The organism is Janthinobacterium sp. SUN120, assembly GCF_030397735.1.
Classification (GTDB): domain Bacteria; phylum Pseudomonadota; class Gammaproteobacteria; order Burkholderiales; family Burkholderiaceae_D; genus Janthinobacterium; species Janthinobacterium kumbetense.
Genome location: NZ_JAPUBW010000007.1, coordinates 39,123 through 51,681 on the forward strand (window position 1 = coordinate 39,123; position 12,559 = coordinate 51,681).

10 protein-coding genes and 1 other RNA gene are annotated in these 12,559 nt (G+C 62.4%); all 11 read right to left on the bottom strand.

Going from position 1 to position 12,559, the window contains the following annotated elements; translation table 11 throughout:
• Entirely contained in the window at nt 1-1,095 is a 1,095-nt protein-coding gene (gene murG, locus O0879_RS26250) for an undecaprenyldiphospho-muramoylpentapeptide beta-N-acetylglucosaminyltransferase (RefSeq protein ID WP_289906880.1), read from the bottom strand.
• Complete coding sequence (ftsW, locus tag O0879_RS26255) at nt 1,092-2,303, bottom strand: putative lipid II flippase FtsW (RefSeq protein ID WP_289900367.1); 1,212 nt, start codon at nt 2,301-2,303, stop codon at nt 1,092-1,094. Before ftsW ends, murG begins: the two co-directional genes overlap by 4 nt.
• The gene (gene murD, locus O0879_RS26260) at nt 2,303-3,859 is read right to left on the bottom strand and encodes a UDP-N-acetylmuramoyl-L-alanine--D-glutamate ligase (protein ID WP_289919568.1); all 1,557 of its coding nucleotides are present in this window, start codon (nt 3,857-3,859) and stop codon (nt 2,303-2,305) included. Before murD ends, ftsW begins: the two co-directional genes overlap by 1 nt.
• The gene (gene mraY / locus O0879_RS26265; protein ID WP_077399841.1) at nt 3,859-5,034 is read right to left on the bottom strand and encodes a phospho-N-acetylmuramoyl-pentapeptide-transferase; all 1,176 of its coding nucleotides are present in this window, start codon (nt 5,032-5,034) and stop codon (nt 3,859-3,861) included. Before mraY ends, murD begins: the two co-directional genes overlap by 1 nt.
• 2 nt (nt 5,035-5,036) lie before the next feature.
• A complete protein-coding gene (murF, locus tag O0879_RS26270; protein WP_289919769.1) occupies nt 5,037-6,467 on the bottom strand; it encodes a UDP-N-acetylmuramoyl-tripeptide--D-alanyl-D-alanine ligase in 1,431 nt (476 codons plus the stop codon).
• 11 nt (nt 6,468-6,478) lie between these two features.
• Nucleotides 6,479-7,987: a UDP-N-acetylmuramoyl-L-alanyl-D-glutamate--2,6-diaminopimelate ligase gene (locus O0879_RS26275; protein WP_289919569.1), complete on the bottom strand. Its 1,509-nt coding sequence runs from the start codon at nt 7,985-7,987 to the stop codon at nt 6,479-6,481.
• Nucleotides 7,988-7,995: 8 nt separating this feature from the next.
• The gene (locus O0879_RS26280; RefSeq protein WP_034748891.1) at nt 7,996-9,774 is read right to left on the bottom strand and encodes a penicillin-binding protein 2; all 1,779 of its coding nucleotides are present in this window, start codon (nt 9,772-9,774) and stop codon (nt 7,996-7,998) included.
• Nucleotides 9,774-10,043, bottom strand: a complete 270-nt coding sequence (ftsL, locus tag O0879_RS26285) for a cell division protein FtsL (protein ID WP_034748894.1) — start codon at nt 10,041-10,043, stop codon at nt 9,774-9,776. Before ftsL ends, O0879_RS26280 begins: the two co-directional genes overlap by 1 nt.
• On the bottom strand, nt 10,040-11,017 hold the full coding sequence (rsmH, locus tag O0879_RS26290; RefSeq protein ID WP_251351073.1) for a 16S rRNA (cytosine(1402)-N(4))-methyltransferase RsmH: 978 nt from the start codon (nt 11,015-11,017) through the stop codon (nt 10,040-10,042). Before rsmH ends, ftsL begins: the two co-directional genes overlap by 4 nt.
• 9 nt (nt 11,018-11,026) lie before the next feature.
• Nucleotides 11,027-11,455, bottom strand: a complete 429-nt coding sequence (gene mraZ, locus O0879_RS26295) for a division/cell wall cluster transcriptional repressor MraZ (RefSeq protein ID WP_034748899.1) — start codon at nt 11,453-11,455, stop codon at nt 11,027-11,029.
• Nucleotides 11,456-12,116: 661 nt separating this feature from the next.
• Nucleotides 12,117-12,456: RNase P RNA component class A (gene rnpB, locus O0879_RS26300), an RNA gene on the bottom strand.
• Between the last annotated feature and the right edge of the window lie 103 nt (nt 12,457-12,559).

Genomic DNA, 12,559 nt, shown 5'->3' on the forward strand with positions numbered 1-12,559 from the left:
TCATACCAGTTTTTCCAATACGTGTGCGATCGCCTCATTGGCGTCGCGCTTGCCTGCTGCCAGTGCCGCCTGCGCCATCTGCTGGCAAGTGTCGCGGCTCAGCGACGCCAGCAGCGCGCTCAGCGACGCTGCACTCATTTCCGTCTGCGGCAGATGAATCGCCGCGCCTTGTTTCGCCATCCATTGCGCGTTGTCGCGCTGGTGACTGGTGGTCGATGCCACCAGCGGCACGAGCACGCTGGCCACGCCGGCCGCCGTCAATTCCGACAGGGTGATGGCGCCAGCGCGGCAAATCACCAGGTCGGCCTCGGTATACGCCTTGGCCATGTCATCGATGAAGTCGACCACATTGGCTTGCACGCCCGCCTGCGCATACGCGGCATGCAGGGCGTCGATATTCTTCTTGCCCGACTGGTGCGTGACCAGCGGACGCTCGCCTTCCGGCATCAGCGCCAGCGCGGCAGGCAGGCTGTCGTTCAGCGCTTTCGCACCCAGGCTGCCACCTACCACGAGGATGCGCAATGGGCCGCTTCGGCCCGCAAAGCGCGGCGCCGGCGGCTCCATGGCGAGGATTTCCGCGCGCACCGGATTGCCCGTCACGACGGCCTTGCCGGCGGCGCTGCCGAAATCGGCGGGAAAGCCGAAGCACACTTGCTGCGCCAGCGGCACCAGGGTCTTGTTCGACAACAGCAGCGCCGCGTCGGCATTGACCAGCACCAGCGGCACGCCTTTCAGGCGCGCCATCAGGCCGCCAGGCACAGTGACGTAGCCGCCCATGCCCATCACCACGTCCGGCTTGCGGCTGGCGATGAAACGGCGGATGGCAAAAAAGCTCGCCAGCATCTTGAAGCCGCCTTGAATGGTATGCGCCAAGCCCTTGCCGCGCATGCCGGAAAATGCGATGGCATCCATGGGAATGCCGCTCTTCGGCACCAGCTCCTGCTCCATGCCGTGAGTCGTGCCCAGCCAGCTCACTTCCCAGCCGCGCGCGCGCATCGTCTGCGCAATCGCCAGGCCAGGGAAAATATGGCCGCCGGTACCGGCCGCCATGATCATCAGTCTTTTCGTCGTTTTCAAGTTCGTCGCGTTGTTCATAGCCGGCCTCCCCGCATGAGGATCCGGTTTTCGTAATCGATGCGCAGCAAAATCGCCAGGCCGATACAGTTAATCAATACGCCCGTGCCGCCATAACTCATCAAGGGCAAGGTCAGGCCCTTGGTCGGCAGCAGGCCCAGGTTCACGCCCATGTTGATGAAGGTCTGCACGCCGATCCAGATGGCGATGCCTTTCGCCGTCAGTCCCGCGAAGGTCTGGTCGATGGCGATCGCCTGGCGGCCGATGTCGAACGCCCGCTTGATAATCCAGTAAAACATGCCGATCACGACCAGCACGCCCACCAGGCCCAGTTCCTCGCCGATCACGGCCAGCAAAAAGTCCGTGTGGGCTTCGGGCAGGTAATGCAGTTTTTCCACGCTGCCGCCCAATCCCACGCCAAACAGTTCGCCGCGCCCGAAGGCGATCAGCGAGTGTGTCAACTGGTAAGCCTTGTTCAGGGCATTGTCTTCCTGCCACGGGTCGAGATACGCAAAAAACCGCTCGCGGCGGAATTTCGACAGGGCGATGATGGTAACGAAAATCGCCGTCAGCATGGCGCCAATGCCGCCGAACCAGATAGCGTTGACACCACCCAGGAACAGGATACCCATGGCGATGCAGACGATCACGCCGAAGGCGCCCAGATCGGGCTCCATCAGCAGCAGCAGGCCGACGAAGCTGACGGCCAGCGCCATCGGCATGAAGCCCTTGGTCAGCTTGTGCATGTATTCCTGCTTGCGCACCGTGTAATCGGCCGCATACAGCACCATCACCACCTTCATCAGCTCGGACGGCTGCGGCCGCAGGCCCGGCAGGTTCAGCCAGCGGCGGCCGCCGTTGACCGACACGCCCAGGCCAGGTATCAGCACCATCACCAGCAGCACCAGGGTGCCGATGAACAGCCACGGCGCCATCTTTTGCCAGGTGGCGACGGGGATGCGGAACACCATCGCGCCGACGATGATCGACACGCCGATGAACAGCGCCTGGCGCACGACAAAATAATTGTTCGTGTAGGCGGCAAACTTGCGTGCATCCGACAGCGAGATCGACGCCGAATACACCATCACCATGCCCAGCAACATGAGCAGCAGGACGACCCATACCAGCGGCTTGTCATAGTCCATCATCTTCGATTGCCGCGCGCGGCTATCCAGCGGCTTGGCAGCCGAGCCGGAACCAAAGCTGAAGGGCAGTTGGAAAGCCATCAGATATCCTGTCCGTTTTCCAGGGCGATGTCGCGCACGGCGTCGACAAACACCTGCGCGCGGTGCGCATAGTTCTTGAACATGTCCAGGCTGGCGCACGCGGGCGACAGCAGTACGGCATCGCCAGCCAGCGCCAGGCTGCTGGCGCGCTTGACGGCTTCCGGCAAGGTGGCGCAGTCGACGATGTCCACGCCGGACGGTTCGAGGGCCGCGCGCAAGGCCGGGGCATCGCGTCCGATCAGCACCACGGCGCGCACGTAGCGCGATACGGGTTCGGCCAGCGGCGAGAAATCCTGCCCCTTGCCATCGCCGCCGGCGATCAGCACCAGGCGCTGTTCTGCGCCGCCAAACGCCTTGCCCAGACCGAACAGGGCCGCCACGGTCGCGCCCACATTCGTGCCCTTGCTGTCGTCGTAGTATTCAACCTCGCCCACTGCCGTGATCAGCTCCACGCGATGCGGCTCGCCCTGGTATTCGCGCAAACCATGCAGCAGCGGCGCGAATGGCAGGCCGATGGCGCGACACAGGGCCAGCGCCGCCAGCGCATTCGAGGCATTGTGCTGGCCGCGGATTTTCAGCGCGTCGGCTGGCATCAGCTTTTTCGCCATCGTCGGCACCGGTTCCGGCGCCGGATCGTTCTTCCTGCGTTTTTTCTCGATCACTTCTTCGCTGGGCACGGCTTGCGCCAGCCAGAAGATGCCACGTTCATTGACCAGGCCAAAGCTGTCGACTTCCGCCGGTTCGCCCGTGCCGAAGGTGATGGTCTCGACCAACGGGTCGGCCATGTGCATCACGGCCGCATCGTCGCGGTTCAATATGCGCACGGTCTGGTCGCCGAAGATGCGCGCCTTGTCTGCGGCGTAGGCGGCCATGTCGCCATGCCAGTCCAGATGGTCCTGCGACAGATTCAAGACCGTGGCCGCATCGGCCTGCAGGCTGAACGTCGTGTGCAACTGGAAGCTGGATAATTCCAGGATCCACGCTTGCGGCAAAGTGCTGGCGGCGGGTTCCGCCACTTCAGCTTCCACATCCACCGGCTGCGGCGCAGGCTCGGCATCGAGCACTTCGCGCAGCACGTCCAGCGCGGCCGGGCTGATATTGCCGGCCACGCGCGTGGCAAGGCCGGCGCGTTCGCACAGCAAGCCTACCAGGCTAGTGACGGTCGTCTTGCCATTCGTTCCCGTGATGGCGATAACTTTCGGCGCATAGCCGCGTTCTGCCTTCAAGGCGGCCAGCGCCTGGGCGAACAGTTCGATTTCGCCCCACACGGGGATGTTTTTCTCAGTAGCGGCCGGCGCAATCTGCGCCAGTTCGCGGCCCGGCGCGAGGCCTGGGCTGACGGCAACGAAATCGACACCGTCAAGCAAGTCGGCCGTGAAGGCGCCGGCGATGAACTGCGCCTGCGGCACGGCGGCCCGCAACGCGGCAAGGCGCTCCGGGGCCTCCCTTGTGTCAGCCACGCGCACGGTCGCACCACTGCGGGCCAGCCACAGGGCCATGGCCAGGCCTGACTCCCCGAGGCCCAGTACCAGTGCGGTTTTAGCGTCGTACATCATCAGCGCAGCTTCAAGGTGGTCAAGCCGAGCAGCACCAGCATCATGGTGATGATCCAGAAACGCACGACAACCTGCGTCTCCTTCCAGCCTTTTTGTTCAAAATGGTGATGCAATGGCGCCATCAGGAAGACGCGACGGCCAACGCCAAAGCGCTTCTTGGTGTACTTGAACCAGACGACCTGGATGATCACGGACAGCGTTTCAACCACGAAGATGCCGCCCATGATGAACAGGACGATTTCCTGGCGCACGATGACGGCGATAGTGCCCAGTGCGCCGCCCAGTGCCAGCGCGCCCACGTCGCCCATGAACACTTTCGCGGGGTGGGTGTTATACCAAAGGAAGGCCAGACCGGAACCGGCCAGCGCGCCGCAGAAGATCACCAGTTCGCCGGCGCCCGGAATGTGCGGGATGAACAGGTAGCGCGCATACGTGGCATTACCGGTCAAGTAGGCGAACAGGCCCAGGGCCGTGCCCACCATCACGGTCGGCATGATGGCCAGGCCGTCAAGTCCATCGGTGAAATTGACGGCGTTGCTGGTGCCGACGATGACGCAATACGTCAACGCGATGAAGCCCCACACACCCAGCGGATAGCTGATGGTCTTGAAGAAGGGGACGATCAGATCGGCCTTCGGCGGCAAGTCCATGGCGAAGCCCGACTGCACCCAGGCGTAGATCAGATTCCACACCTGGCCGGCATTGGGCTCGGAGATGGAGACGGAAAACGCCAGGTAAAACGCGGCGGCGATGCCGATCAGCGACTGCCAGAAGTATTTTTCGCGCGAGCGCATGCCTTCCGGATCCTGGTGCACCACCTTGCGGTAGTCGTCGGCCCAGCCGACGGCGCCAAAGCCCAAGGTGACGATCAGCACGGGCCAGATGAAACGGTTCGACAGGTCGGCCCACAGCAAGGTGGAAATGCCGATGGCGATAAGGATCAGCACACCGCCCATGGTGGGGGTGCCGTGTTTTTTCAGATGCGTTTGCGGGCCATCCGTACGCACGGCCTGGCCAACCTTCATGCGCGTGAGCATGCGGATCACGGCAGGACCGGCGCACAGGCCGATCAAGATCGCCGTCAGGGTGGCGAAGACGGCGCGGAACGTGATGAAGTTAAAGACCCGCAATGGGCCAATGTCGTCCTGGAAATAATGAGCGAGCCAGAGCAGCATGATTAGTGAGCTTCCTTGTTATTGTTGTTTGAACCAATCAAATGCTGCACGGCCCGTTCCATCTTCATGAAACGGGAGCCCTTGATTAATACTGTTGCATCCGAACGGCCGGACAAATGCGCATCGAGCGCCGCCAGCAAACCGTCGAACTGTTCGAAATACTCCACGACCGTGCCTGATTCCTGGCTCGCGGCTGCCTGTGCCGGATTGACCAGATGGCGCGCCAGACCGCCCGTCGCCAGCACGTGTTCGATGCCTTTGGCGGCGGCGTAGGCGCCGATCTCTTCGTGGAACTGCTGCCCCTGCGTGCCGACTTCACCCATCTCGCCCAGCACCAGGATGCGCGGTGCCGCGGCCTGCGCCAGCACATCGATGGCCGCGCGCGCCGAATCCGGATTGGCGTTATACGTGTCGTCGATGATGGTGGCGCCATTGGCGGCGCGTTTTTTCTGCAGCCGGCCGTTCACGGGAGAAAACGCCTCCAGGCCCTGCTTGATATGTTCTGGCGCGATGCCGACGCCGATAGCGCATGCCACTGCCGCCAGCGCATTGCGCACATTGTGTTCGCCTGCCGCCTGCAAGCCCACGAAGAACTGGCGCAAGCCGCCGTCCTGTGCGCGCACGCTGACGAACAGGTCGCTGCCAAAATCCTCGGCCGCGCGGTGCGTGCAGCTGACATCCGCCTCTTTCGACAGGCCGAAGGTGATGACGGCGCGCGCGCCGGCCAGTTCGCGCCACACGGGCGTAAACTCATCGCCATGCGGGAAGACGGCCACGCCGTCATGCGCCAGGGCCGCCAGCGCGGCGCCGTTCTCGCGTGCCACCGCTTCCACCGTGTGCATGAATTCCTGATGCTCGCGCTGCGCATTGTTGACCATCGCCAGGGTTGGCGTGGCAATCGCCGCCAGGCGCGCAATCTCGCCAGGGTGGTTCATGCCCATCTCGATGACGGCTGCCTTATGCTGTTCGCTCAGGCGGAACAGGGTCAGGGGCACGCCGATCTCGTTATTCAGGTTGCCGCGCGTGGCCAGCCGGCCCTCTTCGCCAAAGGCTGCCGCCAGGATGGATGAAATCATCTCCTTGACTGTGGTCTTGCCATTGCTGCCGGTGACGCCGATGACGGGTAAATTGAAACGGCAGCGCCAGTGGTTGGCGATGCGACCCAGCGCGGCCAGGGTATCGGCGACCACGATGGCTGGCACCTTGTCGCTGTCCCAGCCCGCCGGCAGGCGCTCGACCACCACGGCGGCGACGCCGCGCGCGGCCACCTGGTCGAGGAAATCGTGGGCGTCGAAACTCTCGCCACGCAGGGCCACGAACAGCGAACCGGCTGGGGCGCTGCGGCTGTCGGTGGACACACCGTCAAAAACGGCGTCGCCCGTCAGCTGTGCGCCGTCCAGCGACGGCATCAATTCAGTCAGGCTTGCGTGCATCAGGCTATCCATCAATTCGTCCTCATCATCGTCAGGCGCGCGGACAGGGCCAGCTGCGCATGGTCGGCATCGGAGAACGGCAGTTTCTTGCCCTTGATTTCCTGGTACGGCTCATGGCCCTTGCCCGCCAACAGGATCACGTCCGGCTTGGCCGCGTGCTTAATGGCCGACAAAATGGCCCCGGCGCGGTCTTCGATGGCTTGCGGCTGCGGACCGTCGGCACGCATGCCGGCGACGATCTGCGCGATGATGGCATGCGGGTCTTCGCTGCGCGGATTGTCGCTGGTGACCAGCACGTGATCGGCCAGCTGCGCGATGGCGCCCATCTGCGGACGCTTGCCCGGATCGCGGTCGCCGCCGCAGCCGAACACGCACCACAGCTGGCCGCCCCGCTCCTGCGCCACCTGGCGCAAGGCAGCCAGGGTTTTTTCCAGCGCGTCAGGCGTATGCGCGTAATCGATGACGACCATCGGCGCTTCCTGGCCGCCCACCTGCTGCATGCGGCCCGGGGCCGGCTGCAGGGATTCGATGCCGTCGATGGCGGCGCGCAGACCGGTTCCGTGCGCCAGCAAGGCGCCCAGCACGGCCAGCGCGTTGCTGATATTGAAGTGGCCCACCAGCTGCGTCTTGATCAGCGCAACGCCCAGCGCGCATTCCAGATGGAAGTCGGTGCCGGCATTACGGCTGCGGAACTGGCTGGCGCGCAGCATCAGCACACCCGGCAAATCGGGCAAGGCGGCCGCATCCTGCAGGGTATAGCCGATGACCGGATACTCGCCTGCCAGCTTGCCGTCCACATGGCGGACCAGGCGCAAGCCCATGGGGTCGTCCAGGTTGATAACGGCCGTTTTCAGGCCGGGCCAGTCGAACAGCTTGACCTTGGCCGCCTCGTAGGCAGCCATGTCGCCATGGTAGTCGAGGTGGTCGCGCGTCAAATTGGTAAACATGGCGACATCGAAATGCATGCCGGCCGCGCGGTCCTGGTCCAGGCCGATCGACGACACTTCGATGGCGACGGCCTTGGCGCCGGCGTCGCGCATGGCGGCGAGTTTGCGCGCCAGCAGCACGGCGTCCGGCGTGGTGTAGCCGGTCACGTCGAATTCGATGGCGCCGCGCGGCTTGCACAGGCCTACGCCCAAGGTGCCGATGACGGACGACGTTTCGCCCAGGCGCGCCAGGGCTTGCGCCAGCCACAGCGCGCACGAGGTCTTGCCATTCGTGCCCGTCACGCCGGCGCTGAACATGGCGCTGTCGGGCATGTCGTAAACAGCATGCGCCACGGGGCCGGCCACGCGTTTCAGGTCGCTGACCAGCAGGTGCGGCACGCTCCATGCGGCGTTCCATTCAACGGCGTCGTGCACGATGGCGGCGGCGCCCTGCTCGATGGCCGCTTCGATGAAATGCGTGGCGCCCGCGTAGGCGAAGAACACGTCGCCGCGCTGCACGCGGCGCGAATCGGACGTCAGCTGCCCGGACGGGGCAGCCGTTTTGATCCACAAACTGATGTCTTGTATGGTCATGAGTGACTTCACATGGCCTCCGGGCCGGCATTGGCCGGGACCACGATTTCGGTAACGGAGGAATCGGGCGGTACGTTCATCGCGCGCAGCGCGTTGGTCGCAATCGCCGCGAAAGCGGGAGCGGCAACCTGGCCACCATAGTGGGCAGGGCCGGTCGGTTCATCGATCATCACGGCAATGATGAAGCGCGGTGCCGACATCGGCACCATGCCCACGAACGAGCCGATATATTTGCGCGGCATCGCATAGCGGCCGTTTTCCACTTTATAGGCGGTACCCGTCTTGCCGCCCACGCGGTAGCCGGCGACCTGGGCGCGCTTGGCCGAGCCGTGCGCGCCGGAGACCACAAGTTCGAGCATGGCGCGCATTTCGGCGGCCGTCTTCGGCTTGATCACTTGCTGGCCCACGGGCAGTTCATTGACCTTCTGGAACGACAGGGGAATCGTATCGCCGTCGCGCGCGAACATCATGTACGAGCGCGCCAGCTGGATCAGCGAGACGGAAATGCCGTTACCGTAGCTCATGGTCGCCTGTTCCACCGGGCGCCACGACTTATACGGACGCACGCGGCCGGCCACGGCGCCGGGGAAGCCCCATTTCGGCTGCTGACCGAAGCCCACCTTGGTAAACATTTCCCACATTTCCTGCGACGGCATGCCCAGCGCGATCTTCGAGGTGCCGATGTTCGACGACATCTCGATGATTTCGGAGACATTGATCACGCCGTGCGGCTTGGTGTCGGTGATCGTGCGGTCGGCGATGGTATAGCGGCCCGGCCCAGTGTCGATCAGGGTGCCCGGCTTGACGCGGCCCGTGTCGAGCGCCAGCGAGACCGTGATCGGTTTCAGGGTCGAACCCGGCTCAAAAGTATCGGTCATGACGCGGTTGCGCAGCTGCTGGCCCGTGAGCTTGCGGCGGTCGTTCGGGTCGTAGCTGGGGTAATTGGCCAGGGCCAGCACTTCGCCCGTGTGCACGTCGAGCACCACGGCGCCGCCGGCCTTGGCATTGAATTTTTCCACCGCTTCCTTCAACTGCGTGAAGGCGATGTACTGGATCTTGCTGTCGACGGACAGGGTCAGATCCTTGCCATCGTGCGGTTCGTGGATGAAGCCGATGTCTTCGACGATGTGGCCCAGGCGGTCCTTGATCACACGGCGGCTGCCGGTAGTGCCGACGAGGGTCTTCTGCTGCGCCAGCTCCATGCTTTCCTGGCCCACGTCTTCCACGTTGGTAAAGCCCACCACGTGGGTCATCACTTCGCCCTGTGGATAAAAGCGCTTGTATTCCTTGCGCTCGTCGATGCCGTCGATGCCCAGCTTGGAAATCTTGTCGGCCACGTCCATCTCGACCTGGCGTTTCAGGTAAACGAAGCTGCGGTCCGAATCGAGCTTCTTGCGCAATTCGTTGACGTTCATTTCCAGCAGGCCGGCCAGCGCATTGATTTTCTCGGGCGACGCCTGCAGCACGTCGTCGGGAATCGCCCAGATGGCTTTCACAGGGACGGACGAAGCGAGCACCTGGCCATTGCGGTCGGTGATCTTGCCGCGCGTGGCCGGCAATTCCAGCGTGCGCTCATAACGCGCCTTGCCCTGCTTTTGCAGGAACTGGGTCGAGACGCCCTGCAGCCACAGCGCGCGTGCGCCCAGGCCGGCGAAAGCGAAGAACAGCAGGAACAGAACGACGCGCGAACGCCAGACGGGCAGGCGCACCGCCAGTACGGGGTTCTTCGAGAATGGCACGCCTTTCGATGCCGCCACCCGGCCGTTGCTGTTACCGCCCAACTTCATTATTCGCCCTCCGTCAGGTATTGCGTACGCGCCGCCGTCAGCGGCGTCATGCTCAGGTCGCGCCGCGCGATCGATTCGATGCGTTCATGCTTGCCCAAAGTGGACTGGTCCAGCTGCAGCTGCGCCCAGTCAATGTCGAGCTGGCGCGACAGCGCTTGCGCGCGCTCCAGGTCGATCAGCAGGTGGCGCGACTGGTATTGCGCGTTCACCAGCGACAGGCCGCAGCACACCAGCAGGGCCGACAGCACGACACACAGCTTGCCAGTCATCGGGCGCCGCCGTTTGCAGGGGCGGCCAGCGGCAGGCGCTGCGCCACGCGCATCACGGCCGAACGCGAACGGGGGTTGCCCTCGATCTCGGCGTCGGACGGCTTCATCTTCGAAATCAGCTTCATTTCCGGCTGCGGCAAGTCCACCGCGCGGATCGGCAGGCGGCGGTCAGGCTGCTCCACGTTCGCCTTCGAGGCGAAGAAGCGCTTGACCATGCGGTCTTCCAGCGAATGGAAACTGATCACGGCCATGCGCGCGCCGGGCGCCAGGCAGGCGTACGCCTGGTTCAGACCGATCTCGAGATCCTCGAGCTCTTTGTTAATGAAAATGCGTATGGCCTGAAAGGTGCGGGTAGCGGGGTCCTTACCCTTCTCGCGGGTCTTGACGGCGCCTGCCACGATGCCGGCAAGCTGTCGTGTGCTTGAAATTGGCTGGACTGCCCGGCCAGCAACAATCGCCTTTGCAATCTGAAAAGCAAACCGTTCTTCCCCATAATCGCGTATCACTTTCTCTAAATTCTGCTCGGTTTCCACCGCCAGCCATTCGGCCGCGGAGATGCCGCGCGTAGTATCCATGCGCATGTCCAGCGGTCCGTCGTTGCGGAAGCTGAAACCGCGCGCCGCGTCGTCAACCTGCGGCGACGAGATGCCCAGGTCGAGCAGGATGCCGTCCACCTGCTGCACGCCGCGTTCGGCCAGGCTGGCCGTCATGGTGGCAAAGCTGTCGTGGACGATTTCAAAGCGGGGGTCGCCGATCTGTTCGGCCGTGGCGATCGCCTGCAAGTCCTTGTCGAAGCCGATCAGGCGCGCGTCGGAGGCCAGGCGCGACAAAATCAGGCGGCTATGGCCGCCGCGGCCAAACGTGCCGTCGACGTAAACGCCGTGCGCGCGGTCGCCCGACAGGTCGAGCGCATCGACCGCTTCATCGAGCAGCACCGTGCGATGCTGAAATTCCGGCACCGTGAGTTGTGTCATTACGGAGCCTTAGAAAGAAAAATTGGAAAGTACATCGGGGGTGCCGGCATCGATCGCCTGCTGTTCTTTGTCGGCCAACTTGGCGGCATCCCATATTTCAAAGTGGCTGCCCATGCCGATCATCATGACTTCGCGCGCCAGCCCGACGGCGTTGCGCAATTCAGGCGAGATCAGCACGCGGCCGGCCGAGTCCAGCTCGACATCGACGGCGTTGCCGAGGAAGATGCGCTGCCAGGCGCGCGCCGACATGGGCCAGGCGGCGATTTGCTGGCGGTGGCTTTCCCACACGGGACGGGGGAAAAACAGCAGGCAGCCATCGGGGTGTTTGGTCAGGGTCAAGCGGCCTTCGCATTGAATCGCCAGCGCGTCACGGTGCTTGGCAGGGATAGACATCCTGCCTTTGGCATCGAGATTGATTGCGGACGCGCCTTGAAACACGGAAGACCTTTTTTGAGCTTGGGTTGCGACGCTTGCGCATCATGATGAAAAGGGAAAATTTCCCACAAAAACACACTTTTTCACACAGTTGCCCACTTTAGAGGAAGCAAAGATAGTGGTCAAGCGGTTTCCGATTGGCAAAACAGGAATTTTATTAATGAAATTAAGGACTTAGCGCATATCGTTGAAGGAGTCTCAAATAAAAATATATCGATAAATTAGATACTTATGAAAGATAGTGAATGTGCTACCTCATCTGCACACATGTGTTTTCCTACCGTAAACATCGAAAAAAACGAAATCGAAAAATTGAATTTTTTACAGTTAGTTGACACATGACAATAATTTCGTCATCCAGACACAACAGCAATCAGCCGCAACGTAAGACTTGGTTTAAAGCAAAAAATAATCGTCCACGGCGCGTATCGGCCCTGTTTTCAGGGGTTGGCCTGACGCAGGAAAACTATTTTTGCAATGCAGCAATTAATTGTAGATAAGAAACTTTAACCAATTATTCACTTTTAGTTGTATATACAACTTTATCTTAAGTGCTATACTTTTAGAAACAAAAAAAGCCCCGTTGCGGGGGCTTTTGCGTGGCGCGCAGCAGGAAAAGCCGCCGCTGCCGAGGTGCTCCCTGGCAGGCCAGGGAACGGAATTCAAGTGAAGCAGGCCGGTAGGCCGGATTTTGTTACGGCGCCTTCCCTTGCAGGTCGGCGCTATGACAGTCATTCCTCTAGGCGCCAGATTACTCGGGCGCTCAAGCTTTCTACCCGCACGCTCCGCGAGCAGCATCATCGCGTGCCTATTTGAAATTGCACCAGGTGGAGGTTACCGCGTTTCACCGTAACTTAATACGCTCGTCTCTGTGGCCCTATTCCTCGCCTTATACCTTGCGGCTTTCGACGGACGGCCGTTAACCGTCACCCCGCTCTATGGAGTCCGGACCTTCCTCCCGCCAGCGCATTGCTGCGCCGGCCAGCGACTGTCTGGCCTGCTTCACCCGCCATTGTACCGCGCCGCAGCATGTTTCTGCAAAAGCGCGCCGCACCAGCCGGGGGATTGTGTAATTCGGTGTCGCCATTTCAAAAGCCGGGCCAAATC